This window comes from Collinsella sp. AM17-1, from assembly GCF_003470665.1.
GTDB lineage: Bacteria > Actinomycetota > Coriobacteriia > Coriobacteriales > Coriobacteriaceae > Collinsella.
Window position 1 is genome coordinate 94,675 of record NZ_QRJZ01000005.1, and the last position, 26,315, is coordinate 120,989.

At 61.3% G+C, this 26,315-nt stretch carries 20 protein-coding genes and 1 tRNA gene; 15 read left to right on the plus strand and 6 right to left on the minus strand.

Annotated elements, in window-relative coordinates; all coding sequences use genetic code 11:
* Positions 1-84: 84 nt before the first annotated feature.
* The 4 genes from pth to glmU all read right to left on the minus strand — a co-directional run bounded on the left by pth (position 85) and on the right by glmU (position 5,216).
* Complete coding sequence (gene pth, locus DW195_RS04060) at positions 85-714, minus strand: aminoacyl-tRNA hydrolase (RefSeq protein WP_199576303.1); 630 nt, start codon at positions 712-714, stop codon at positions 85-87.
* A 352-nt stretch (positions 715-1,066) separates the two neighbouring features.
* Entirely contained in the window at positions 1,067-2,194 is a 1,128-nt protein-coding gene (locus DW195_RS04065; protein WP_118205928.1) for a hypothetical protein, read from the minus strand.
* Between the two features lie 430 nt (positions 2,195-2,624).
* Complete coding sequence (locus DW195_RS04070) at positions 2,625-3,611, minus strand: ribose-phosphate pyrophosphokinase (protein ID WP_089573682.1); 987 nt, start codon at positions 3,609-3,611, stop codon at positions 2,625-2,627.
* Between the two features lie 192 nt (positions 3,612-3,803).
* Positions 3,804-5,216, minus strand: a complete 1,413-nt coding sequence (gene glmU / locus DW195_RS04075; RefSeq protein ID WP_118205929.1) for a bifunctional UDP-N-acetylglucosamine diphosphorylase/glucosamine-1-phosphate N-acetyltransferase GlmU — start codon at positions 5,214-5,216, stop codon at positions 3,804-3,806.
* Positions 5,217-5,415: 199 nt separating this feature from the next.
* On the opposite strand from glmU, the gene DW195_RS04080 reads away from it, so the two are divergent.
* From DW195_RS04080 to DW195_RS04090, 3 genes are read left to right on the plus strand one after another with little or no spacing between them, the layout of a single operon-like run.
* Positions 5,416-6,303, plus strand: a complete 888-nt coding sequence (locus tag DW195_RS04080; RefSeq protein WP_233540806.1) for an energy-coupling factor transporter transmembrane component T — start codon at positions 5,416-5,418, stop codon at positions 6,301-6,303.
* A complete protein-coding gene (locus tag DW195_RS04085) occupies positions 6,303-7,946 on the plus strand; it encodes an ABC transporter ATP-binding protein (RefSeq protein WP_118205930.1) in 1,644 nt (547 codons plus the stop codon). Before DW195_RS04080 ends, DW195_RS04085 begins: the two co-directional genes overlap by 1 nt.
* 4 nt (positions 7,947-7,950) lie before the next feature.
* The gene (locus tag DW195_RS04090; RefSeq protein ID WP_118205931.1) at positions 7,951-8,664 is read left to right on the plus strand and encodes a DUF6580 family putative transport protein; all 714 of its coding nucleotides are present in this window, start codon (positions 7,951-7,953) and stop codon (positions 8,662-8,664) included.
* A 535-nt stretch (positions 8,665-9,199) separates the two neighbouring features.
* Here the strand turns inward: DW195_RS04090 and DW195_RS04095 are convergent.
* Entirely contained in the window at positions 9,200-10,018 is an 819-nt protein-coding gene (locus DW195_RS04095) for an exodeoxyribonuclease III (RefSeq protein WP_118205932.1), read from the minus strand.
* Positions 10,019-10,153: 135 nt separating this feature from the next.
* Between DW195_RS04095 and DW195_RS04100 the strand changes: the two genes are divergently transcribed.
* The 3 genes from DW195_RS04100 (at position 10,154) to DW195_RS04110 (ending at position 13,439) form a co-directional block, all read left to right on the plus strand.
* Positions 10,154-10,906: an NAD-dependent protein deacylase gene (locus DW195_RS04100; RefSeq protein ID WP_118205933.1), complete on the plus strand. Its 753-nt coding sequence runs from the start codon at positions 10,154-10,156 to the stop codon at positions 10,904-10,906.
* Between the two features lie 94 nt (positions 10,907-11,000).
* The gene (gene folP, locus DW195_RS04105; RefSeq protein ID WP_118205934.1) at positions 11,001-12,737 is read left to right on the plus strand and encodes a dihydropteroate synthase; all 1,737 of its coding nucleotides are present in this window, start codon (positions 11,001-11,003) and stop codon (positions 12,735-12,737) included.
* Positions 12,738-13,439, plus strand: a complete 702-nt coding sequence (locus DW195_RS04110; protein WP_118205935.1) for a hypothetical protein — start codon at positions 12,738-12,740, stop codon at positions 13,437-13,439.
* Positions 13,440-13,721: 282 nt separating this feature from the next.
* Here the strand turns inward: DW195_RS04110 and DW195_RS04115 are convergent, their stop codons facing one another.
* Positions 13,722-14,495, minus strand: a complete 774-nt coding sequence (locus tag DW195_RS04115) for a type III pantothenate kinase (RefSeq protein WP_158567894.1) — start codon at positions 14,493-14,495, stop codon at positions 13,722-13,724.
* Positions 14,496-14,691: 196 nt separating this feature from the next.
* On the opposite strand from DW195_RS04115, the gene DW195_RS04120 reads away from it, so the two are divergent.
* The 9 genes from DW195_RS04120 (at position 14,692) to DW195_RS04160 (ending at position 25,865) form a co-directional block, all read left to right on the plus strand.
* Positions 14,692-14,768 (plus strand) — tRNA-Met (locus DW195_RS04120).
* A 402-nt stretch (positions 14,769-15,170) separates the two neighbouring features.
* A complete protein-coding gene (locus DW195_RS04125; protein WP_117817758.1) occupies positions 15,171-16,613 on the plus strand; it encodes an ATP-binding protein in 1,443 nt (480 codons plus the stop codon).
* Between the two features lie 563 nt (positions 16,614-17,176).
* A complete protein-coding gene (bilR, locus tag DW195_RS04130; RefSeq protein WP_233540807.1) occupies positions 17,177-19,207 on the plus strand; it encodes a bilirubin reductase, long form in 2,031 nt (676 codons plus the stop codon).
* Between the two features lie 449 nt (positions 19,208-19,656).
* A complete protein-coding gene (locus DW195_RS04135; protein WP_118205938.1) occupies positions 19,657-20,052 on the plus strand; it encodes a helix-turn-helix domain-containing protein in 396 nt (131 codons plus the stop codon).
* A gap of 180 nt (positions 20,053-20,232) precedes the next feature.
* A complete protein-coding gene (locus DW195_RS04140; protein WP_118205939.1) occupies positions 20,233-23,115 on the plus strand; it encodes a proton-conducting transporter membrane subunit in 2,883 nt (960 codons plus the stop codon).
* A gap of 12 nt (positions 23,116-23,127) precedes the next feature.
* Positions 23,128-23,721, plus strand: a complete 594-nt coding sequence (locus DW195_RS04145; protein ID WP_117806758.1) for an NADH-quinone oxidoreductase subunit B family protein — start codon at positions 23,128-23,130, stop codon at positions 23,719-23,721.
* Positions 23,721-24,422, plus strand: a complete 702-nt coding sequence (locus DW195_RS04150; protein WP_118205940.1) for an NADH-quinone oxidoreductase subunit C — start codon at positions 23,721-23,723, stop codon at positions 24,420-24,422. Before DW195_RS04145 ends, DW195_RS04150 begins: the two co-directional genes overlap by 1 nt.
* Positions 24,423-24,427: 5 nt before the next feature.
* A complete protein-coding gene (locus DW195_RS04155) occupies positions 24,428-25,516 on the plus strand; it encodes a nickel-dependent hydrogenase large subunit (RefSeq protein ID WP_118205941.1) in 1,089 nt (362 codons plus the stop codon).
* A gap of 7 nt (positions 25,517-25,523) precedes the next feature.
* Entirely contained in the window at positions 25,524-25,865 is a 342-nt protein-coding gene (locus DW195_RS04160) for a 4Fe-4S dicluster domain-containing protein (RefSeq protein WP_118205942.1), read from the plus strand.
* Positions 25,866-26,315: the final 450 nt, after the last annotated feature.

Below are 26,315 nucleotides of genomic sequence, written 5' to 3' on the forward strand. Positions count from 1 at the left end.
GCAGCGTGTTTATTGCGGTGCGGCTGCTGCGGTGTTTCCGCATATAGAACCTGCCAAAATAAACCTGTCCCTAAATAGTAGGTTCTAGTGCTTGCCGTTGGCGGAAGCGGCGCCGTTTACGTGATCGCGGGCGTAGATTACGCCGTGGACGATGGCCAGACCGGCGGCGTCTGCGGCGCGGGCGCAGGTGTCCTGGAAGTCCTCGGCCTCGCGGGCGCGCAACTGCTTGAGCACGTAGTCTGCCACGGGCATTTTGCCGGGAGGGTTGCCGATGCCGGTGCGGATGCGGCTAAAGTCGCGGCTGCCCATCTTGTCGATGATGGATCGCAGGCCGTTGTGGCCAGCATGGCCACCGCCCACCTTAACACGCACGTCGCCGGCGGGAATATCGAGCTCGTCGTGGATTACGAGCAGCTCCTCGGCCTTGATCTTGTACTCGCGGCAGAGCTTGGAGATGGGGCCGCCCGAGGTATTCATGTACGACTGCGGCTTGACCAGCACAATCTGGCGCTTGCCGCCCTCTTCCTCGGCATCGTTGATATTGATGAGTGCGACCTCGGCGCCGGCCTGGTTTTTCCAGTACGTGACGCCGGCCTGACGGGCCAGCTCGTCGATCGCCTTAAAGCCGGCGTTGTGGCGGGTCTCGGCATATTCCTCGCCCGGGTTGCCAAGTCCGGCAACCATGCGAATCTTAAGCGGCTGCGCAGCTGCCATGTTCATCCTTTCGTTGATTTGTCGTCTGCTATGGTGAGCGACCCTGTTGCCGCTGTCAAATGGAGGGCAATTGAGGTTGTTTGGGGGCGTTTGGACAGCCGTCGAAATCCAAGGTGGACAGTTAGTTCAGATACGTATAAGTTCCGAGGCCTTGAAGTGCTCAATTCAATGCTGGTACGTTGTTTTGGAGCTTTAGTTAGTCCATATGGCGCTGTTTTTGAAGTCTATCCTGCCTTCAAATAGGGCGAATGGTATAGAGATAACTGCAAAACAGCCTAATTCAATGTGTCCATTTATACGTATTTGAACTAACCGTCCAGCCCTGTTCGACGGCGCGCGGGTGATTCGCCGTTTAGACCGGCGCAAGGCCGATTCCGGCCCGCAGGGCGTTGAGCCAAGCGGCCTGACGCTTGCGATAGCCCTTGATGCGATATCGGAATCGGACTCCCGCGAGTCGATGCATCGTTTGGGCGAAGGCTTCGAGTGCAACAAGGTCTTTCATTTGGTCGCGATTGATAACCAGGACGTGGATGCCCATTGCCTTGAGGCCATTATTTCGATTGCCATCGTGGATGCGAGCGTTTTGAAGCTCATGTCCAATTCCGTTGTATTCGTTGTCGACTCTGGCTGCCGGGCAATATAGGTCGCAGATGGCATAAGGGATGCCGGAGGACATGTTGACCGCAAGGGTGTCGAAATCGACACGGTAGTTGAGCAGCAGGCCTCCCATGGGCAAGCTGCAACACCCGAATCCGCCAAAGCGCATGGGTGCGCCCAGGACGGCGAACATCAATGATTCCGCTGGGGATGCGGATCCGGCCCGGGCGAGTTTGACAGCCGTACGAAACGAGGCGTAGGAACTGCTTTTGGCAAACCGTGCGACTGCCTCGAGCTCTTCGATGGTTGTGGCGGGTTCGCATTTGTAGTGTGCCTGTTCGTAGCGGGTTTCGGCTTGCTTTTCGGGTGTCGGTTGGTCGCCCTGGCAATCGAGGTCGTCCATCGCTTCGAAGCTGTTGGCCTTGGGCCACGTGTCGTCATAGGCGATGGGGTAAGTTGCCTCGGGCGGAAGTGAGTAGGTTCCGAGCAGCTCCATGAGAAGCATCAAGGTTTTGGCAACTGATTCATTTTTGGAACAAAGCATGGCTGTCATGGCAGGAGACGTTGCGTAGATGTCGGCCTCGACGTGCATAATTGCACCTTCAGGAAGCGGAGCGGAGAGAATATGCTGAAGAAGTCGCTTGTCGGGGCGTCTGTTGTCTTCGTTTGAAACGAGAAGATCGAGCAGTTCGGAATCATCTTCATTCCAGGCGTCGAGTATCGAAAGTGCGCCAAAGTCTATCGCGTCATTGTTGGGAATACAGCTAGCCAAGGCATGTGCTTGCTGTTCGCTATCAACGAAGTCCCAGGGTAGGGCAGAGTACGCCCGTCGTGCGCGACGAATTGCGCGAAGGGCGGAGAAATGTGAAATCACGGTCGTCATAGCTATAACGTACTAAGTTGGCGGCAGAATGCGACCGCCATACCGTTCTTTTCGCTTAGCGGGGCGCTGCGCGCCATGAACGGCTGGGTGTTATGAAATCGGTGGAATCGGTTGAGGGGATTGCAGGAAATTGAGCTCTGCCGCGAAGGTTGAGGATAGCTACTGGGCAGTTAGTTCAGATACGTATAAGGCGGCGGGCGTTCGAGGGCGATTTGAGGATAAATATGCAGCGGTTGTACTCGAAAACGATGAGCTTCGGGCGGCATGGCATCCGCCGGGGAGCTCAGAAGGCTCCGAACGGACCTTTGGAGCTTTAAAAAATACGTATCTGAACTAACTGTCCAGGGCGGATTGGCGAGGAATAGAAAAAGGGTCGGAAGCGAGCTTCCGACCCTTTAAAAACATCAAAGATGATGCGATACGCGTTGGACTACAGCGCGAAGTCGCCGCCGACGAGCGTGGAGACGGGCTCCTCGTGGTAAACGGCGGAGATGGCCTGAGCGAACTCCTCGGCGACCGAGATGGTCTTGATTTTGCCGCCGACCTCGACGGGGATGGCGTCGGTGACGACGCACTCGACGATGGGGGCGTCGTTCAGACGCTCGATGGCCGGACCGGAGAAGATGCCGTGGGTGGCGCAGACGTAGATGTCGCCGGCGCCCATAGCCTTGAGCTCCTTGACGTTGGCGCACAGGGTGCCAGCGGTGTCGATCATGTCGTCGTTGATGATGCAGGTCTTGCCCTTGATGTCACCGATGATGCCCATGACCTCGGCGGCGTTGTGGCGCGGACGGCCCTTGTGGGCGATGGCCAGGTCGCAGCCGAGCATGTCGGACAGCTTCTTGGCGGCCTTGGCGCGACCCACGTCGGGGGAGACGACAACCAGGTTGTCGGTGTCGAAGTGCATGTCGTTGTAGTACTGGCCAAACAGCGGCAGTGCGGACAGGTGGTTAACCGGGATATCGAAGAAGCCCTGGATCTGGCCCTGGTGCAGGTCGAGGGTGATGATGCGGTTGACGCCGGCACGCTCGAGCAGGTTGGCGACGAGGCGGGCGGTGATGGGCTCGCGCGGGCCGGCCTTGCGGTCCTGGCGGGCATAGCCGTAGTGGGTGATAACGGCGGTGATGGAGCGGGCGGATGCGCGCTTGGCAGCGTCGGTGGCGATGAGCAGCTCCATGAGCATGTCGTTGACGTTGCCGCCGGCCACGGACTGAATCAGGAAGACGTCGGCGCCGCGGACGGTCTCGTCGTAGCGGGCGTAAATCTCACCATTGGCGAACTGCTTTAGCGTAAGGCCCGAAAGCTCGACCCCAAGGTACTCAGCAATCTTCTGAGCGAGGGGACGGTTGGAGGAACCGGAATACACGCGGATGGACTTGCGCATATTCTCCGACTTCTCGGGATCATTAATCGGCATTACCCTTCTCCTTTATACATCGAATGCCATATAGATGCCTTGTTGCATTGTAACCGCGCGGCGGGGTTTATCGGGTCCTGATAACGTCTTTACCGCCAACGGACACGAACCGACCACTCATCCGGTTGCGCAGGTCACGATAGAAAAAGGAGCCGCCCCCATGGAGCAGCTCCTTTTGTGCTTGGTAAAACGTTATACCCCGTCGTCCTCGTGCAGACGGCGGCGATAATCGGCGGCCCAGCCCTCAATATTTACCTGACGGGCGCGGCCCAGGCCGAGTGCGTCAGCCGGGACCGGATCGGTGATGACGGAGCCGGCGGCCACGAGCGCGCCGTCGCCGATCTGGGCGGGCGCGACCATCATGGTGTCGGAGCCAATGAAGGCGTCCTTGCCGATGACGGTCTTGTGCTTGTGGACGCCGTCGTAGTTGCAGGTGATGGAGCCCGCGCCCACGTTGACGCCGGGGCCCATGGTGGTGTCGCCGATGTAGGACAGGTGAGGCACCTTGGAACCCTCGCCGATCGTGGACTTCTTGATCTCCACGTGCGTGCCGGCCTTGGATCCGTCGAGCATGTGGGTGCCCGGGCGCAGGTAGGCGCGCGGGCCGCAGTCGACGCCATTCTCGATGACGGCCTCGATGGCGATGGTCTCATCGATGGTGCAGCCGCTGCCGACGGTGGTGTCGGTGAGGCGGCTGTTGGGGCCGAGCTGGCACTCCTCGCCCACGGTGACGTGGCCGATCAGGTGCGTCTGCGGCCACACGACGGTGTCGCGGCCGATGGTGGCGTCGGGGCCGATCCAAGCCTGCGTGGGGTCGATGAACGTGACGCCCTCGGCCATCCAGTGCTCGTTGATGCGGTCGCGCGCGATGGCGGTAAGCTGCGCGAGCTGGATGCGGCTGTTGACGCCCAGGCCGTCGCGGTAGTCGTCGCAGTGGAAGATGGAGACTGCCTGGCCGTGACCCTTGAGGATTTCGAGCATGTCGGGCAGGTAGTACTCGGACTGCGCGTTGTCGTTGCCGATCTCGTTAATGTGGGCGGCGAGCTGCGCGCCGTCGAAGGCGTAGCAGCCGGCGTTGCACTCGAGTAGCTCGGCGGCCTGCTCGGGCGTGCAGTCCTTCTGCTCGATGATGCGCTCGATCTGACCATCGGCGCCCAGCTTGATGCGGCCGTAGCCAAAAGGATCGGGCGGGGTCATGGTCATGACGGTGCAGGCGAGCTCGCCGGTGGCGACGGTCTGTGCGAACTTGGCGACGGTGTCGGCGGTGATGAGCGGCAGGTCGCCGTTGAGCACGACGACGGGGCCTTGCGTGATGCCGCAGGCCTCGAGCGCGACCTTTACGGCGTGGCCGGTGCCCAGGCGCTCGGTCTGCTCGACGCACTCGACTTTGGTGGCGCTGTTGGCGTAGGCGCCGTCGATGAGGGCGCGCATCTCGTCGGCGTGGCTGCCGATGACAACCACGACGCGGCTGCAGCCGGCCTTGATGGTAGCGTCGACGATCCACTGGACCATGGGCTTACCCAGGATCTTGTGCGAAACCTTGCAGTGGTTCGACTTCATGCGGGTGCCCTCGCCGGCAGCGAGGATAATTGCGGTTGCGTCCATGTGATCTCCTGTTACGTTATAGAGACGTGTGTTTGGAAACGATACACGGCGCAATATGATACCGCAGGCATATGACGAGCGCGTAACGATTGGTTTGCGGCGGTTGAGGCTTGCGCCGCCGGCGTGGCGTTTGCACTGCTTGTGTGCGGCGTTGGCGGTGCTGTGGAGCTGTCGTTTGAGCGAGGGGACGGGGGTACCCGTGGACAACATACGAGAGGGGTTTGGCGGCGAGCCCGTCGCGGCATTCTCGATGTCTCATCCGGCTGTGCCGGCACTCTATATAGTGCTGACGCTGGGGCTCACTATGTTCTCGATGCAGCCGGTGCTGATTGCGCTGTCACTTGCGGGCGGGCTGGCGTATGGATTTGCGACGCGTGGGGCTGCCCGCACGCTGGGCGCGCTCCGCTGGCAGCTGCCGGTAATTTTGATCGTTGCGGTGCTCAATCCGCTGTTTAGCGCCTCGGGCTCGACGGAGCTGTTCCGTATTGGCATGCGCGCGGTGTATCTGGAGAGCATGGTATACGGCCTGTGCATGGGCGGGCTGTTTGTGGCGAGCGTGCTGTGGTTTGAGGCGGCGGCGTCGATGCTCGAATACGACAAGGTGCTCGCGCTGCTGGGCAATGCCGCACCGGTGATTGTGCTCATGATCTCGATGTGCATGAGGCTTATCCCGCAGTTTTTGCGCCGCGGTCGTACGGTGTTGGCGGTGCAGGATGCGATTGATGTGCCGGGCCGCGCGCCGGCCGACCCCGTGCGCTCGCGCCTGCGGGCGTCGAGCGTGTTGATGGGCTGGGGCATGGAAGATTCGCTGGAGCGCGCCGACGCCATGCGCTCGCGCGGGTGGGGTGCTGTGTCGCGCCGTACGACGTATGCGCGGTATCGGCTGAGGCGCGCCGACGCTGCCGCGCTGGCTGGGCTTGCGGTGTTTGGCGTGGCCACGGCGGCAGTGGCGTGGACCGCGACGACGCAGTATTCGTTTTATCCGCAGCTCTCGGTGCCGGCGCCGTGGCCGGGCTATGTCGTGTACGCTGCCTGGATGGTGCTGCCTTGCGCGTTGCATGCGATTGATGAGAAGAGGTTTGGCTGATGGCTCGGTTGGATAGGGGCCCGGTGTCGGGCACGGCGTGCGGCCCGGATATGCCGGCGATTGAGGTGCGGAGCCTGAGCTTTGCCTACCCCGGGGCTGATGCTGCGGTGCTCGAGGGGCTCGACTGGTCTGTTCCCCAAGGTGCATTTGCGCTGCTTGTCGGTGGTACCGGGTCGGGTAAGTCAACGCTGCTCTCGCTGCTCAAGCCCGAGATTTCGCCGACGGGCGAATGCGCTGGCGAGCTGCGCGTGCTGGGCGAGAGCGTTGCCGACATGAACGTTCGGGCGTCCGCGGAGCGCGTGGGCTATGTGTTTCAGGACCCCGAGAACCAGATCGTGTGCGAGGCCGTGTGGCACGAGATGGCGTTTGGCCTGGAAAATCTGGGTATGTCGCGCGACGAGATGCGCCGTCGCGTAGCCGAGACCAGCTATTTCTTTGGGCTGGAGGATTGGCTCCACCGCGATACCGATACGCTTTCGGGCGGACGCAAGCAGCTGCTGTCGTTGGCGGCCGTGCTGGCCTTGCGCCCGCGCGTGCTGCTTCTCGACGAGCCCACGTCCCAGCTCGATCCTGTTGCCGAGAAAAATTTTCTGCACGCGCTGTTTCGTGTGAATCGCGAGCTGGGCTGCACGGTTGTTGTGGCTACGCATCAACCGCGCCCAATGCTCGAGTATGCGACGTGTGCGTACCGGATTGAGGACGGTCGCGTGCGCGAGGTGGCGGATATGGCTTCTTTGGGACGCCGAGAATCGCTGTTTTCCGACGACATGTTGGGGTGGGGTGCCGTCCGATGTGCAAAAAACGGAGTATTCAGCAGGCGTGAGGACAATTTGGGCTCTCTGGAGCCGCCCGGGGACGTATCGAGCGCGAAAAAAAGTTCGGAATTGGACAAATCGTCCGAATTTGTGGCGCAAACGTCGCTCGAGAACGGCTCGGAAGCCTTCCCGCGCACGGATGGGAGCAGAATACTCCAAAAAATGCACGGCGGGTCGGCTACCACCCTGGCAGGGAGCTGGTTTCGCTACGATCGCGCGGGCGGTTGGGTGCTGCGCGGGCTCGACGTGGCGTTTTCGGCCGGTGCGGTGCATGCGATCGTGGGCGGCAACGGATGCGGTAAGTCGACGATGCTCTCGGTGCTGGCGAAGACCGCCAAGCTGCAGCGCGGTCGCATGGTGCGCGGAGCGGCCTCGGCGGCGCTGCTGCCTCAGAACCCCAAAGCATTGCTGGTTGCCGAGACGGTTCGCGATGAGCTGATGGAATGGGCCTCGACCTGCGGATATGACGAGAACTTGGCGCGGGAGCGTGCGGCGAGCTTGGGGCTGTCGGGTCTGGATGGGCGCCATCCGTACGATCTTTCGGGCGGACAGCGTCAGCTGCTTGCGTTGGCAAAGCTGCTGTTGATCGGCCCCGAACTGCTATTGCTCGATGAGCCCACCAAGGGTTTGGACCTGGCCAGCCGCCGCATCATCGCCCGCGCCCTGCGTGACCATGCGAAGGCTGGCGGCACCGTCATCATGGCCACGCACGATCTGGATTTTGTCGAGCAGGTTGCCGATGACATTGCCATGATGTTTGACGGTGAGATTGCCTGCATGGAGCCGCCGGCCGACTTCTTTGCCGACAACGTGTTTTATAGGGCGTGATGGGATGACGGATTATCGCGTCGCGCGCCTGCTCGCAAAACTGGAGATCCCGCTGCTGCTGGCGGTGCCAGCCGTGATGGCTGCGGCGTTGCTGGCGGGCGTTGAGCAGGCGGCGCTCGCCATGCTTGTCGTGGTGGCGCTGGTGCTTGCGCTGTTCTTTGCAGGCTACGAGGCGTCGCGACCGGGCCTGCGCCAGATTATGCCAACGCTGGTTCTGGCGGCGTTGGCCGCGGCGGGGCGCATCTTGTTTGGCCCCATTCCCGACTTTAAACCCGTGAGTGCCATCGCCATTATCGCGGGGACGACGCTTGGCCGCCGCAATGGTTTTATGGTTGGCGCGCTGGCGGCGCTGAGCAGCAATTTCTTTTTTGGACAGGGCATGTGGACGCCGTGGCAGATGTATGCCTGGGGGCTCGTGGGATACGTTGGCGGTGCGCTGGCGCATGCCGGCGCTTTTGATCGCGCCGATGGCGCCGTGCGCATGCCAGCACTGCTGGCGTACGGCTTTGCGTCGGGCCTGCTCTATGGCGTCGTGATCAACGCGTATGACATCATTGGTTTTGTACAGCCGCTTACTTGGGCGGGTGCCGTGGCGCGTCTTGCCACGGCGGTGCCGTTCGATATCACGCACGGCCTTGCGACCTGCGTGTTTTTGGTCGCCCTGTACAAGCCTTGGTGTCGCCGCATCAACCGAGTCGTCGTGAAGTACGGACTGTAGGGCTGGTTGCGCCGGGGCGGGAATCAATACTGCCGAAGTGCCATTTTAAAACTATGCCGGTTTACGGGGCCAGATTGGCACAAGCAGACCATGCCGGCTATTTTTGAAATAGAGCAAGCCGTTTACCTGCGGTTTTATTATTTCGGAATTGCGTATGGTTGGGGGTTCGCGATTCAGCCCCGTAAACCGGCATAGTTTTGAAATAGCCGGCTGATACGACGGGCATCGTGGCCCTCAGAGAGCCAAATTGATCCGTTTTCTTTCGCCTCCAGACGTTCCCAGGGAATCAGCTGAACCCGCCCGCCACGGAATCGGCCTATCTACTACGTTTGGCCCGACACCCCCAAACACAACCGCGTTTTATGAAAAACCGCAGGCTTTCTACCTGCGGTTTTCTTTTTGCGTTGTTCGCTGTGGTTGAGGGTAGTGGCTTAAACGTAGTAGATGGGCCAGTTTCGTGACAAGCGGGCTGCGTGGATGATCTCGCGAAGTGAAAATGATTCCTTTTCCTCCGTCCCCAGGAGATCAGTTGGGGCTAGAGCTCTAGCGTGAGGGTGACGGGGCAGTGGTCGCTGCCAAAGATGTCGCCGCGGATGCCGGTGTCGCGTACGTTGTCGGCGATTGCGTCGCTTACCAGGAAGTAGTCGATGCGCCAGCCGGCGTTGTTCTTGCGGGCATTAAAGCGGTAGCTCCACCAGCTGTAGACGCCCTCGACGTCGGGGTTTGCCGCGCGCCAGGTATCGGTAAACCCGGCGTTGAGCAGCTCGGTGAACTTGCCACGCTCCTCGTCCGAAAAGCCAGCGTTGCCGCGGTTGGACTTGGGGTTCTTAAGGTCGATCTCCTCATGCGCCACGTTAAAGTCGCCGCAAGTTACGACGGGCTTGCTGGACTCGCGTTCAAGCGCGCTCAAAAAGCCGCGATAGGCATCGTCCCAGGCCATGCGCACATCGATGCGCGCGAGCTCATTTTGGGCGTTGGGCGTATAGACGTCGACAAACCAGAACTTGTCGAACTCCAGCGCGCAGACGCGGCCCTCGGTCGCGGCTTGGGCAACGAGCTCGGCAGCCTCGCCTTCGCCGGCGTAGGGTAGCAGCGCGTCGGCGCGCAGCACGCGTAGCGGTTCCTGGCGGCTAAAGACCGCAGTGCCCGAATAGCCTTTACGCTCGGCGTAGCTCCAGGTTTGGCGATAGCCGGGCAGGTCAATATCGACCTGGCCTTCTTGCAACTTGGTCTCTTGCAGCGCTAGGATGTCGACATCGAGCTCCTGCACGATCTGGATAAAGCTCGGGTCCTTTTTGAGCACGGCGCGCAGGCCGTTGACGTTCCACGAGGCGAAAGTGTAAGTCTGAGGCATGGTGTCCTTTCGACGGGGTTGGCAGGCTTAAGATTAGCGCAACAGGGGCGGGGTGGGCTCCGCGCATGCTGACTTAAAGGTCGCATGCTGGGACATCGCTCGACGCCGCCCGATCAACAAGGACGGAGGGCTCATATGACGCAGGCAATATCGGATCCCAAGCAGGCCTCCGCGGCGTTGGCGGAGCTGTTCGACACCCACGAGCGCGTGGTTTTCTTTGGCGGCGCGGGCGTTTCCACGGCGAGCGGCATTCCCGATTTTCGCAGCGTGGACGGCCTGTATCATCAGCAGTTTGCCTATCCGCCCGAGACTATGCTCTCGCATAGCTTTTATGAGGCGCATCCGGCCGAGTTCTTCGACTTCTACCGCACCAAGATGATTGCGCTTGGCGCCAAGCCCAACCGCTGCCACACCAAGCTGGCGGAGCTGGAGCGTGCCGGCAAGCTAAATGCCGTGGTGACGCAAAATATCGACGGCCTGCATCAGATGGCCGGCTCACAGCGCGTGTTCGAGCTGCACGGATCGGTCCATCGCAACATTTGCCAGTCGTGCGGCGCGGTCTATAGCGCCGAGTGGATTTGCTCGCGCGAGCACGAGGACGCTGCGGGCGTGCCCGTGTGCCCCGCGTGCGGTGGTCGCATCAAGCCCGATGTGGTGCTATACGAAGAGCCGCTCGACGAGCATGCGTTGACCGGTGCCGTTGCCGCCATCGCCGCGGCCGATGCCCTCATTGTGGGCGGGACCTCACTCGTGGTGTATCCGGCGGCAGGCCTTACGCGATACTTTACCGGCGATACGCTGGCCATATGCAACCTTGCTCCCACCGATCAGGATGCAAATGCCGACCTGCTGATTTCTTGCGACATCGCGGCCGCGTTTGCGTTCTAGCCCGCGTGCGCGGATACAATAGAAAGACTGAGTGCAAAGCGACCCCGCCGCCAGCGCCCGAGCGCGGCGGCGTGGGCATTTTAGGAGGATGTTCATGGCGAACGACAGCAAGACATGGCGGTGCGGAAAGTACGAGCTCAGCTTTGACCGTCCGCGCATCATGGGCGTCCTCAACGTGACGCCCGATTCGTTTAGCGACGGCGGGGAGCACTTCGACCCGGATGCCGCGATCGAGTATGGCCTGGCGATGCTCGACGCCGGCGCCGACATCATCGACGTGGGCGGCGAGTCCACGCGCCCCGGATTTACCCCGGTCAACCCCGACGAGGAGGCTCGCCGCGTGCTGCCCGTGGTGCGCGCGCTGGCCAAAGAGGGCGCCATCGTCTCGATCGACACGCGTCACGTGGCGGTTGCCAAGGCGGCCGTGCGCTGCGGCGCCTCGATCGTCAACGACGTGACCGGCTTCACCGACCCCAAGATGGTCGAGTTTGTTAAGACGAGCACCTGCGGCGTCATCGTGATGCATGCCGGCGAGGTCGCCGCGCCCGCGCGCACGCACGCAACGGTGCAGCTCGATACCTCGGCAGCGGCGTTTGTTGCCGAGAAGGCACGCGAAGCGGCTGCCGAGGCCGCGCGCGAGGCCGAGAAGCCGGCCCGTCGCCGTCGCGGCAAGTTGCTGGGCGAGCCTAAGCCGGAGGCCAAGCTTCCGGGCGGCGTGGTGCAGCCCTCGTTGCCGTTTGGTGAACCGGAGCCCACGTCTGAGCCCGCAAGCGAGCAGGAGGCGCCCGCCGCCGAGCAGGCTACTGCCGCCGAGACCGTCGCGCCCGAGGCCGCGCCCGCAGCCACCGAGGCCGCATCGGAGCCCAATGACCACCTGGCCGCCATGATGCGCCGCAGCGCCCGCCGCGAGGAAGCCTACGTGCCCACCTCGCAGCTCCGCCGCTTCACCCTGCCCGATTCGGCGCCCATCATGCGCCGCGTCATGGGCTTTCTGTCCGACCAGGCCCGCGCGCTCATCCACGCCGGCGTGTCGCGCGACCGCATCTGCATCGATCCCGGTCCGGGCTTTGGCAAGACGGCCAACGAGGACATCGTCATCCAGCGCGAGACTGCCAAGATGGCGTCACTGGGCTATCCGCTCATGTGCGCCGTATCGCGCAAGCGCTTTGTGGGCGCCGTCTCGGGCGTGACCGAGGCCGCCGAGCGCGATGCCGCTACGTTTGGCGTGTGCCTGGGCGCCATCCAGGCCGGTGCCAACATCGTGCGCGTGCACGACGCCGCGGGTTTTGCGCAGTTCCTGAACGGCTACTGGGCAGTTGCCAAGCCGCAGCCGCGCCGCGCGTTTGTGGCCGTGGGCTCTAACCTGGGGCATCGCTGTGACAACATCCGCGCCGCACGCGACATGATCGCCGAGATTCCACTCACCTGCGTGTCCAACTCCTCCAAGATCTACGAGAGCGAGCCGGCCTACGAGATGCGCCAGGATGCGTTTGCCAACGCCGTCATCGAGATTAAGACCGAGCTGGCGCCGTTGGTGCTGCTCGACGAGCTCATGAAGATCGAGGCCGAGCTGGGCCGCGACCGTTCCAAAAAGGCCAAGGCCAACGGTCCGCGCACCATCGACCTGGATCTGCTGTGGATGGACGGCGAGACCCACGGCGGCAAAAAGCTGCGCCTGCCGCATCCGCTGATCGGCGAGCGCGACTTTGTGCTGGTGCCGCTCGAGGATCTGATGCACGACCCGGCGCGGTTCTTCCGCTACAACGGCGTCGAGGTCAAGGAGCCCGAGGATCGCGTGGGCCATATCGTGGGCGAATTGGGGCGTATGTAGATGATCGAGATGAATGCTGTTGCCGCCGGCACCGAGCTCGACGCGGCGCGTGACGCGGGCCGCGAGGGCGTGTCCGCAGGCTGGTGCGCGTGGAGTGCGGGCGATGCTTCGCTGACGTTTTCGCTGATCGTGCGCCCCGATGTGAATATGCACGCCTTCCACGGCCTGCCGTTTGTGGCCGCGATGGGCATGATGGATGCGCTCGTGGGCACGGCTTCGACGCCGGGGTTGGGCCTTGCCGGCAAGGTGGGTATCCAGTGGCCGAGCGATATCATGTGCGGTGCACCTGTGTTTGAGACGTCGCTCGCGCGTGTTGCCGTGAACGGCGGTGCCGGTGCCGCGGGTATGTTTGCCGCGGTGACGGTGGATGTTGAGCGTGCGGCGCTGGGTGAGCTTGGCGTGGATATGGCAGATGAGGCGCTGATCGAGGCATTGGCCGCCGCTGTGCTGGTCCGCGTGGACACCTGGGCGGTTGCCGCCAACACACCACAGGGCGCTGCCGGCCCGCTGGCTCCGGTGCTGGGCGAGTACTTTGACATGGTGCCACTGCTAGGTCGTCAGGTCGCGGCGGTGTCGCCCAACGGTTTGCCGCTTGCGGTCGGTGTGTTTGCGGGCCTGGACATCTGGGGTCGCGCGACCATCAAGACTGATGCCGGCGAGCAGGAGTTTCCGCCCGAGGCCGTACGGATTCGCGGACTGTAACGCGAGGCGCTCGCGCTCAAAGATAACGATGACAACGAAGCCCTCTTCGGCCTGTGCCGGGGAGGGTTTCGCCTATCTGGGGAATGGGTTGCCAGCGCCCTATTCCTCAAAACTGAATAATTTTCGTTTTTGAGGAATAGGAAACATGCACGATATCGCTGCGCTGGGCGTATTCGAGGAGTCTCTATTCCTCAAAATTGAATAATTTTCAGTTTTGAGGAATAGGCTTGGCGAACGTTTGCGGGGCTGTGACATCGGGCGTGCTCGACTTAAGCCCCTGCTCTATCCCAGCTTCTGCATGCGGCGGTAGATTTCGCAGATGCCCTTGATGGTGAGCTGTCCGTCGACCACGTCGAAGGCATCGGTCGAATCGGCGACGATGCCGGCGAGACCGCCCGTGGCGATAACGGTGGCATCCTCGCGGTCCAGCTCGCGCTTCATGCGCGCGACCAGGCCCTCGGCCATGGCGGCAGCGCCCACCACGGCGCCGACCTTGATGCACTCTTCGGTGTCGCGACCGATGGCGTGCTCGGGCGCCTCGAGCGGCACGCTGGCGAGCTTGGCGGCACGGGCGGCAAGCGCGTCCATGGAGATGCGGATGCCCGGCGCAATCGCCCCGCCAATGTAATAACCGTCCTCATCGATGACGTCGATATTGGTCGCGGTGCCAAAGTCCACCACGATTGCCGGCGCGCCGTAGAAAGTCTCGGCTGCGACGGCGTTGGCGACGCGGTCGGCGCCCACGGCCTGGGGGCGCGCCGCGCGCAGCTTGGTCACGGCGGCCGTCTGCGGCCCGATGACGATGGCGTCCGCGGCAATGCGGTCGGCCACGGCGTGCCACTCGCGCGAGAGCTGCGGCACCACGCCCGCAAAGGCGATCGCGTCAACCGCATCGAGCGAGAGGCCGTACATCTTAAAGAAACCCATCAGGCGCACGTGGATCTCGTCGGCGGTATAGGAGCGGTCGGTGGGCATACGCCACGACTGCACCAGCTCGTTTCCGTCAAACAGGCCCATGGCCGTCTGCGTATTTCCCATATCGATAGCGAGCAGCATGTCTACTCCCGGTGTCGGCATAAAAGGACGCGCACCATTGTATACGTGCCGTCGACGGCGCTCGGCTGCGATTCGTTTACGGTGATAGGGGCTGAGGGGTTTAAATATGAAGGAATTATGCTCTACGAGATTTTCCTTGCCGTTTACCGAACTCCCGCGTAATATTCTTTCTTGCGCACATGAGGCGCCCAGACATTGCGGGGTGGAGCAGTCTGGTAGCTCGCCGGGCTCATAACCCGGAGGTCGTAGGTTCAAATCCTGCCCCCGCGACCAAGAACTTGCAGCTCGTCGGCTTAGCCGGCGAGCTTTTTTGTTATTCCGGGACCGTGTTTTCGGTCCAATTCTCGGCCTCTCAAACAAAATCTCGATCTGTAACATCTAGACCCGATTTGGGCGGCTAGGTGTTACAGATCGAGATTTTGTTGTTGCTCTCCTTTATGAGTGAATCTTGACTCTTTTTATTATGTGAGGCGGACGGGCTATCGATAATCACGGGCCGGATGGATTGACTTGTCGATTGATAGACTCCAATTGGAAGGAGCTGCGACGACCCTTAACGATCCTTAACTAGAAACAGTGACGTCTTAATAAACAATAGAGGGGCCGCTATGCAAGGGCCGTTCATGCGATGTCTTTGACTTACACTTCTTTATGGAGCCATGTAAGGAGGCGGCAATGCAGCAACCCATCGCGACAAACGATGTGATTCTATTTTCCACTCTCAGGGAGAATCAGTACTTCGATCGAAAGAGCGCCCGCAAGGATGACAAGGAGATTGCGAAGCATATTAGTGCATTCGCCAACTCGGCGGGAGGCAAGCTCGTTATCGGTATCGAGGATAATGGTGAGGTAACGGGCTTCAAGCGTAACGGCGCGCGCGACATTGAGAAATTCGAGCGCGCTGCGCTCACGACTTGCACGCCAACCCCTATTGTCCGCAAAGACCGAATCCCCGTGGTCAATTCTTCGGGCGAGGAGGACTTCGTTCTCGTTTTGGACATCGATGCCTCGACCAACCACTCTGTTGCTCGCGTGAGCGACGGCGAGGTTTTCTTGCGGCAGGACGACAAGAGCGTGAGGCTCAGCCGCGAACAGGTATTTGCCCTCGAGTACGATAAGGGGCAGAGAATCTTCGAGGACGAGCTTGTTGAGGATTCCTCCCTAGATGACGTGGACCATGAAGTGCTTGATCGCTACAAAGGGATTCTTGGAACCGAAGTTTCCGACGAGCAGGTCCTTAGAAGTCGTCGTTTTATGCGTGACGGAAAGCTGACCGTTGCTGGAGCCCTGCTATTCGCGCTGGATCCGTCCGCGATGATGCCACAGGCGCGAGTCCGTGTCCTGCGCTACGACGGCGTCAAAATGGAGACGGGCGAGCGTCTCAACATCACGAAAGAACGAAGCTTCTGTGGGCCGCTGCCTAAGGTGATCCAAGACGCCTACGAACTCATCTCGAGCATGCTCCGCGAATTTCAGTTCCTGGGGCCCGACGGGAAATTCCAGACCGTGCCTGAGTATCCTGAGTTCGCCTGGTTCGAGGGCTTGGTCAACGCGGTGACACATCGCGACTACTCGTTTCGCGGCGACTACATCCGGGTCTCGATGTTCGACGACCGTTTGGAAATCATCAGTCCAGGCGCGCTTCCCAATATCGTGACGCTCGACAACATGAGGACCACTCGTTACTCGCGCAACCCACGCATCGCGCGCACGCTGGTTGAATTTGGTTGGGTTCGGGAGCTAAACGAGGGCGTCAAGCGCATTTATACCGAGATGCAAAACTCTCTGCTCAATGATCCGGTCTACACGGAACCTGATGGGGCAAGGGTTCAGCTAACGCTTGAGAACAATATCGTTGCCAGAACCGTAAGGAGAAGCGAGGCTCTCGAGGACAAGGTATCACCGGAGGTGATCGCCTCATTGGGGGAGTATGAGCTCGCCGCCGTCAGGTTGGCCTTTGCGAACGGAAGAGTGACAGCAAGGGAGCTTGCAGCGCACATCGGGAGAAATCGCCGCACAGCAAGCCGGGTGCTTGGTAAGTTAATTGAGGAAGACGGGCTGCTCGAATGGCACGGCTCATCCCATAACGACCCAAAACAGTTCTACACGATAAGGTAAGGTGGTCGATCTATTTCGCACCTCTGTCGCAGTAATGTCGCACCTCTGTCGCAGTAATGTCGCACTTCTGTCGCAGTGGCTTCGATGACGCGTGGATATAGTCCCTCGGCAAATCTCAAACAAAATCTCAATCTGTAACGGGTAGGGGTCAAAAGCGGGCCTAGATGTTACGGATTGAGATTGTTGAGGATGGGCCGAGGGGAATGTCTTGATCTGTAACACGTGGGGCCGTTTTTGGCCGATAGATGTTACAGAACGAGATTTTTCGGCAGCCGGCCCCCGTTTATCTAATTCTGTAACACGAGGGATGGATTTTGCCGAGTAGCTGTTACAGATTTAGATGTTCTAGCGGGCCGGGTTGGTTTGTCTCGATCTGTAACAGTAAGACCCGGTTTTGCTGAGTAACTGTTACAGATCGAGACAAACCGACGGGCCGCCCCGCCCCATCCACCTACCGCTACCTGCTATCCGCCGATTTCCGTTGTGCCGCTGTGCCCTCATGCCATATCCTCTAGACAACTACGCGGCATCATCGCCGCCGCGCCTACAAGAGAGGAATGTCCATGACTGCACCTGCATCCAAGCTGCTCCAGCCCATTACGGTTGGCCCCCTTGAGCTCAAAAACCGCATTATGTTCCCGCCGCTGACCACCGGCTACGAGGAGCGTGACGGTTCCATCGGCGAGCGCAGCCTGGCTTTTTACGAGCGCCTAGCCCGTGGCGGCGTGAGCTACATCGTTATTGGCGACGTCGCTCCCGTCATGACCGCGAGCCCCACGCCCAAGCTGGCGACCGACGCCCAGATCCCCACGTTTAAGGCGCTGGCCGACGCCGTTCACAAGCACGGCGCCAAGGTCGCGCTGCAGCTGTTCCACCCCGAGTACGACGTGCCCGGTGTCGGCCGCATGGTCATGGGATCCATGGCCGCCGCCAAGGCCGCGCAGGAGGCCAAGGCCGCTGGCGACGAGGAGACCTTTGCCGCCAAGATGGCCGAGTCCAACGAGATTCGCAAGCAGGCCTACGCCAAGCTGCACCACGACATGCAGCACTTTGTGAACGAGGCGAGCGTAGAGCAGCTCACCCAGATCAAGGAGGCCATCGCCGCCTCGGCCGCCCGCGCGCAGCAGGCCGGCATCGACGCCATCGAGGTCCACGGCGATCGCTTGGTGGGTTCGCTGTGCTCGGCCATCCTCAACAAGCGTACCGACGAGTACGGCGGTTCGTTCGAGAACCGCGTTCGCTATGCGCTCGAGGTCGTCGCCGCCATTAAGGAAACCGCACCGCAGCTGATGGTGGAGTACAAGCTCCCCGTGATCATGGAGAACCCCGACGGCACGCCGCGCGGCAAGGGCGGCCTGCAGCCCGACGAGGCCTGCGAGTTCGCCAAGCTGCTCGAGGGTGCGGGCATCGATATGATCCAGGTCGCACAGGCCAACCATACCGGCAACATGGGCGACACCATTCCGCCCATGGGCGCCATGCCCTACAACTGGACGCTGCCCGTGGCCGAGCGCGTCAAGGCCCTGGTCTCCGTGCCGGTGGCAACCGTCGGCCGCGTGGTCTCGGTCGAGGCCGGCGAGAAGATTCTGGAAGACGGTTCGGCCGATATCATCGCGTACGGCCGCTCGCTCATGTGCGACCCCGACATTGCGCTGAAGGCCGCCACGGGTGAGCCCATTCGCGAGTGCCTCAACTGCAACAAGGGCTGCGTCGATGCGATTCAAAACCGCAAGTACATCTCGTGCGTGCTCAATGCCGAGAACGGCGACGAGGCGACCATCGCCATCAAGCCGGGCGAGGGCGACAAGAAGATTGCCGTGGTGGGCGGCGGTATTGCCGGCCTGGAGGCCGCACGCGTGGCGGCCAAGCGCGGCTACGACGTGACCGTCTATGAGGCGAGCGATCACTTGGGCGGCCAGATTGTGCTGGCGGCCGCGCCTCCGCGCAAGGATGAGATCATGCGTTCGGTCGAGTACTACGAGAAGATTCTGCCCGGCCTGGGCGTGAAGGTCGAGCTCAACCATGCCGCTACGGCAGAGGACCTCAACGCCGCCGACGCCGCGATTGTGGCCGTGGGCGCGCACGACGTGGTCATCCCCGTTCCGGGCGCCGACTCGGAGAAGGTCGTCTCGAGCTGGGACGTGCTGGCCGGCAAGGTGGAGCTCAGCGGGTGCGTCGCCGTCATTGGCGGTGGCCTGGTGGGCACCGAGACTGCCGAGTACCTGCTGCAGCACGGCTGCGAGGTGGCGATCGTCGAGATGCTCGACAAGATTGCCGCGGGCGAGTCCGAGACCATTCTGCCGCTGATCATGAGCGACTTTGCCGAGCACAACGTGGAACAGCACGTGAAGACCCGCCTGACCGCCATTACTGACGAGGGCGTGGAGGCCGTTCGCACCGCCGAGGACGGCGCCGAGGAGCCGGTAAAGATCGCCTGCGATTACGTGGTGATGGCCGTGGGCTCCAAGGCCAACGCGTTTGACCTGGATGGCGTGACGGTGCCCGTGACCTGCGTGGGCGACTGCTCGGGCGAGCGCACCGCCGACATTGCGAGCGCCATTCGCACGGCATATCACGCGGCCAACGAGCTGTAGTTGAACATCGCGGCCAGGCGGGGCGGTAGCACGGATCTGTCTCGCCCGGCTGTGTCCCGTCGGGTGTCAACCGGTGCGGGGCCTGCAAGCGCGGCAGGTCCCGCCCTTTTTGTTTTGCTCCGGTGGATGGCAATGCGAGGTAATCATGAGGAGTGAGGACGTCTACTGCCTTGCGGATCACTCAAAATTATTGGGGGAGGGGTTAATAACCATACCCTCTATACCAAAGGACATAAAGAGATGCCAATTTTGTTGACAAGCGAATGACGATTAGCTGCGAGCCAGCTACCAGCGTAAATAATCGATAAAGAAATGTCGTAATTTGGTGCCAAATGCCCAGATAATGCCGCGTCTATTTTAATTAACTGCTTTGAGCAAACAGTAAAATGCTACTATCTAACTTGCACGTAAGAAAGCAGATTAACGGTTAAGGCTAAGAAGTGGCAGGTATGTCGGAAGCAACTAGGACTCGCACGCATGCGCCCGAGGTTAGGCAGCGCGCCGTCGAGATCCTCCAAGAGGGGGTCGGTCATCGCGCCCTCGCCGCGGAGCTTGGCATTCCCCAGGCCACGGCTCGTCAGTGGGCCCGCGCATATGCCGTGGGCGGTGCCGACGCCGTTTTCAATGCCGGTTCGCATCATCACACCTATTCGTACGACGTAAAGCTCGCTGTGGTTAAGGACCGTCTGGAAAACGGCTTGACGGTTCGCGAGGCCATGATCAAGCACAAGATTCCCAGCGAGTCTTCGGTCAAGGCTTGGTGCCGTCAGTACCGCGAGAGCGGTGAGTCCGCACTGGTCGATAAGCCGCGCGGTCGCAAGCCGCGCGTTAAAAAGACGGAATAGCAAACGGGATGGTGCGCCCACAGGGGCGCATTTTTCTTGCCGCGCCTCTGCTCCAAAGCAGGCGTGCCCTTACCCCGTACGCCTAAAACTCCCCAGTTGACCGAAAACCCGCCGCCGCTACTCCTCAACTGAGCTATAACGTTAAACAATTGCAGCGTTTTTGCATGGGGGAGTGATGGTATGACGCTACTGTATTTCCTTACCCTGTTTCCGCTGGTACCGGCGTTGGGCATGCTGCTTGCGCGCGGTGACCGAGCCCGTGACGCGGTAGGGCTTGTAGGCTCTGGCATCATTATGGCGGTGACAGTTGTAGTCGCCGTCATGTTTTTTGGCACGGGCCCGCAGAGCTTCGAGGTGGCACCCGGCACCTCGCACGTGCTCTCCATCATCAGCTCCGTCATCGACGTCATCCTGTGCGCCGTCATCCTGTACAACGCGTACAAATATAGGAACGCGCTCACCACGGTGCTCGGCGTAGTCCAGTTGGTGGGCTCGCTCGCCTTTGCAGCCATGACGCTGCCCGCGGCCGAAGCCGTCACGGCAACGCCGCTCTACCTGGACTACATGAGCGTGATCATGGTCCTCGCCGTCGGCATCGTCGGCAGCTTAATCTGCGTGTATGCCCTGGGCTACATGAAGGACTTCCAGGCCCACGACGAGCACGAGGCAGCGCTGCGCGGGCAGGCGGCGCCCGACCGACGCCCGCAGTTCCTGGCGCTTATGTTCCTGTTCCTCTCGGCCATGTTCGTCATCGTGACAAGCGACAACCTTGAGTGGCTGTTCTGTGGCTGGGAAATCACCACCGTGTGCTCGTTCCTCATGATTGGCTACACGCGCACGCCCGAGGCCATAAAAAACGCTTTCACCCAGATCATCCTCAACATGCTGGGCGGCATCGCGTTTTTGGCCGGACTCATGTACCTGCACGTTAACGGCATGCCGCTGACCATCTCGGGCATGATCGAGCTTTCCAGCGCCGGAACCGCGCAATCCGCGCTGCTGGTGATGCCGGTCCTGTTGCTGTCGCTTGCCGCGCTCACCAAGGCCGCACAGATGCCGTTCCACACTTGGCTATTGGGTGCCATGGTTGCCCCCACGCCCACGAGTGCCCTGCTGCACTCGTCAACCATGGTCAAAGCCGGCGTGTTCCTGATGGTCAAGCTCAGCCCGCTCTATGCCATCTATCCCGTGACCGGCTTTATGGTCACGAGCGTGGGTGCCATCACGTTTTTGCTCGCTGCCCTCATGGCCATCTCGCAGAGCAACGCCAAACGCGTCCTCGCGTACTCCACCATTTCCAACTTGGGCCTCATCAGTGCTTGCTTGGGTGTCGGCGCGCCCGAGGCCGTATGGGCCGCCATCTTCCTGATCCTGTTCCACACGGTGGCCAAGTCGCTGCTGTTCCTGTGCGTGGGCACGGCCGAGCATCATATCGGCAGCCGCAATATCGAGGACATGGACGGTATGTTCAGCCGCATGCCGCACCTTACGCGTCTGATGATGCTGGGCATCATGGGCATGTTCGTGGCACCGTTTGGCATGCTCGTGTCCAAGTGGGGCGCCCTGGTGGCGTTCGCGCAGACCGGCAACGTGCTCATGATCATGGTGCTTGCCTTTGGCTCGGCCGCGACGTTCTTCTTCTGGGGCAAGTGGCTTGCCAAGCTTTCGGGCGTCGACCCCACGGCTCAAAACGTTGAGGTCAATGTCCATAAGACCGAATGGATGGCCCTCAACACCATCGCCGCGCTGCTGATTCTTTGCTGCGTGGCGTTCCCGCTCATCTCGAGCGGCCTGGTGTCGCCTTACTTGGCCATGGTGTTTGGCCGCGTGCCGTACGTTATTGGCAAGGACTCCATGTATCTGATGGTGGTTATCGTGGCGTTTATCGCCGTGGTGCTGCTGACTTCATTCCGCGTGAGCAACAAACCGCACGTCAACGTGTACCTTTCGGGTGTGGGGACCGACAAATATCGCCATTTCCGTGGCTCGATGGGACACGAGGTGAAGGCCGAAAAGCGCAATTGGTACTCGGAGGACGCCCTTGGCGAGAAGCGTATTGGCCCCGCGGGTAGCGTCGTGTGTTGCAGCATTATCTTGTTTGCGCTGCTGTGTTGCGCGTGGATTGGGCCCGAGCGGCTTGCCATGAGCGCGCCCTCGGTGCTGCGCGGCAAGTATTTCGAAGGCTCGGGCGTCGTGGGCATTTTTATTGGCACCGTGGCGTTTGCTTTGCTGGCGCCGCTTGTGGGCGGCCTGATCGACGGCCTTGACCGTAAGCTTTCGGCTCGCATGCAGGGCCGCGTGGGTCCGCGTCTGCTGCAGCCCTTCTACGACGTTGCCAAACTGCTGCGCAAGGCCCCTGCCAGCGTAAACACCATGGACGATACCTATATGGCACGTGCGCTCATCTTTACCGTGGTAGGCGGCGGCATCTTTGTGTCGGGTTCCAACACGCTGCTGTGCGCTTTTATGGTGACGCTCGCCGCGATCTTTGTGGTGCTGGCGTCCGCCTCGACGCAAAGCCCGTTTGCGCAGGTCGGCGCCGATCGCGAGCTGCTGCAGGTTATGAGCTACGAGCCCGCCGTTCTGCTGATGAGCGTGGGCCTGTACCTTGCCACCGACAGCTTCGATTCCATTGCCGTGACGGGGCAGTCAGCCCCCATCATCGTGTACAGCGCGCCCATTTTCCTTGCGCTGCTCGCGGTGCTTACCATCAAGCTACGCAAGTCGCCGTTCGACCTTTCGTACTCGCATCACGCGCATCAGGAGATTGTCCAGGGCGTCGCCACCGAGATGAGCGGCAGCACGCTGGCCAAGATGACCCTTATGCACTGGTGCGAGACCGTGCTGTTTTTGATGTGGGTGGGCATGTTCTTTGTCTGGGACAACCCGGTGAGCTGGGCCGTAGCCCTGGTCGTGATGGCCGCGACGTATTTTGTCGAGGTACTGATCGATAACACCTTCGCCCGTAGCACCTGGCGCAGCTGCTTTAAGCTCGGCTGGGGCGTGGCGCTGGTGTTTGGCCTGCTCAACCTTATGCCCATCCTCGTCGACGTGTTTATTTAGGAGGCGGCATCCATGGATCATAAAATGTCGCGCTCACCGTGGGTTATTCATTACGACGGCTCGAGCTGCAACGGATGCGATATCGAGGTGCTGGCCTCGCTTACCCCACTGTTCGATGCGGAGCGCTTTGGCGTGGTCAACACCGGCAACCCCAAACATGCGGACATCTTTTTGGTGACGGGCTCGGTCAATGCCCAGAACCTGCCCGTCGTGCGTCAGATTTACAACCAGATGCTCGAGCCCAAGTGCGTGGTGGCGTGCGGCATCTGCGCGTGCTCGGGCGGCGTGTTCCGCGATGCCTACAACGTGATCGGCGGCGTGGACCGCGCGATTCCCGTGGACGTGTACGCGCCCGGGTGCGCCATTCGCCCCGAGACGGTGATCGATGCCATCGTGGAGGCGTGCGGCATCTTGGACCAGAAGGAGGCCGTGATGCGCGCCGGCGGCGATCCGCTCACCGTGGGCGGCGCCGCCACCTGGGACGGTGGCGTTGAGCTGGGCGAGGACGGGTTTGTGGCCGCGGCTGAGGCCGGCGACGCGCCCGCCGCTGGCGACGCACCTGCTGGGACGCCCGCCGCGTCCGTCGCTGCAAAGGAGGCCGAGTAATGCAAGAGGCAATCTATACCATCGTTGGGATCGACGAGCTCCTGTCGCATGTCCAGGCGCTTAAGGGCGTCGGTGCGCGCTTTGTGCAAATGCACGCCGAGCGTAACGTCGACGACGGCTCGTATCGCTTGGTCTATACGTTTATCAACGTTCGTGCTGCTCAGGAGCATATTGCGCAGGGCGGCAGCTATGCGATCGAGAACCTGGTGGTCGAAGGCATCGACCAGTACCAGGAGATTCCGTCCATCAGCTCGTATTATCCGGCAGTATTCCCGTTTGAGAACGAGGCGCATGACCTGTTTGGTCTTGCCATCACCGACATGCAGATTGACTTTAAGGGCTTTTTCTACCAGGTCTCGACTGCCGAGCCCATGAGCGTTATCACGCCCGAGGTGAAGGCTGCGCGCGAGAAGGCCATGAAAGTCCGCGCGGCCGCCGAGGCCAAGGCGCGCAAGACCGCAGCCGAAAAGGCCGCCGCCGCTGCGGCTGCTGCAGGGGAGGGCGCTGCGGGCGCTGCCGTCGCTCAGCCCGCTGCGGCTGCCGGCTCCGATGCTCAGCACGATGAGGCTGCTGCGAAAGCCGCGCTCAAGGCTGCCGAGATGGAGGCAAAGCTCGCTGCCATGGATCCCGAGAAAGCAGCCAAGGTCCGCGCGGCGCTTGCCGCCAAGGCCGCCCGCGACAAGCAGAAAAAGGAGGCGTAAGGCCCATGGCGCATCGCTCCGTCATTCCGTTTGGCCCGCAGCACCCGGTGCTGCCCGAGCCGCTTCATCTAGACCTGGTAATCGAGGACGACCGCGTCATCGAGGCAATTCCGCAGATCGGTTTTGTGCACCGCGGGCTCGAGAAGCTCACCGAAAAGCGTGACATGCATCAGTTTGGCTACATCGCCGAGCGCATCTGCGGTATTTGCGCCGTGGGTCACAGCTGCGGCTATGCCAGCGCCTGCGAGCGCATGCTCGACATCGAGGCGCCCGGCCGCGTGCAGTATATCCGCACCATTTTGCACGAGCTTTCGCGCATTCACTCGCACCTGCTGTGGCTGGGCCTGCTTGCCGACGCCTTTGGTTTCGAGGCGTTGTTCTATCGTTCGTGGACCCTGCGCGAGCAGATTCTCAAGATCTTTGAGAGCACTTGCGGCGGGCGCGTGATTCTGTCGATTAACGAGATCGGCGGCCTTAAACACGACATTGAGGACTCCGAGCTGGCGGGCATTGTCCAGACGCTCGATGCCATGCGTCCCGACTACGAGGCCCTGGTGCATACGTTTTTGGACGACAATAGCTGCGGCGAGCGCCTGCACGGTGTAGGCGTGATCAGCAAGAAGGACGCGCTGGAGCTTTCGATGGTCGGCCCGTTCGGTCGCGCCTCGGGCGTGGACTACGACGTGCGCATGTTCGGTGACGGCGCCTATGCGGATCTGGCTGCGTTTGAGCCGATCGTGGCTACCGACGGCGACTGCTATGCCCGCTGCCAGGTGCGTTGTGCCGAGGTCACGCAGGCCATGGACATTATCAAGGAGCTTGTGGGCAAGATTCCGCACGACGGTATCGGCGGACGCACCAAGCTCACGCCGGCCGACGGCGCACGCGGCGAGGTTGTGATTGAGCAGCCGCGCGGCGAGGCGTACTACTATGTGCGCGGCAACGGCACCAAGAATCTGGACCGTTTTCGCGTGCGCACGCCGACGTCGCAGAACCTGGCGGGTCTGACGCATGCACTGCAGGGCGTGCTCCTTGCCAACGTGCCCATGATTATCCTGACCATCGACCCCTGCATTAGCTGCACGGAAAGGTAGGCGCGGCATGAGTTTGCTGACATTTGCCAAGACGGCCTTGGGTTCTATGGTCAAGCAGCCGGTAACGGTGTGCTATCCGCAGGAGAAGCTCGCGGCGCCCGAGCGCCTGCGCGGGCACATCGTTAACGACATGGACGTGTGCATTTGCTGCGGCATGTGCGCGCGTCGCTGCCCGGCGGGCGCGCTCGCGGTCGATCGCAAGGGTGGAACGTGGTCGATCGACCCGTATGCCTGCGTGGTGTGCGGTGAGTGCATCGAGAGCTGCCCCAAACACTGTCTGACTATGGACACCGCCCGCACTCCGGTTGCGGCGGACAAGACTCCCACGGTAGAAGCCAAGCCGGAGTAGCGCTGGAATAGGGCTGGAATAGGGGCCGGTGGGGCAAAAATGCCCCACCGGCCCCGCGCTTAAACGCGCGGTTGGGCCGCCACGAACAAAACTATGCCGGATTACGGAGCTGGATAGCGAACCTCCGACCATATCGAAAATTGCAAAAACAAAACCGCAGGTAGATAGCCTGCCGTTTTTCAAAAAATGAAGGTATGGATGAGGGCCCCGACTTTAGCCCCGTAATCCGGCATAGTTTTGAAATACCACCATATCCGTAGCATCCCTTGATCTCCCGTGGACAGAGGGAAACGGATCATTTTGGCCTTGCGAGGGCTGCCGCGTGACCCGTCTGCCACGAAATGGGCCCATCTACTACGTTTAGGCCGCCACCCTCAACCATAACGAACAACGCAAAGGTGGCGCGCGCAGACGTGGTGTAAGAGCGTCCCGAGGTCCGTCGCTGCAAGT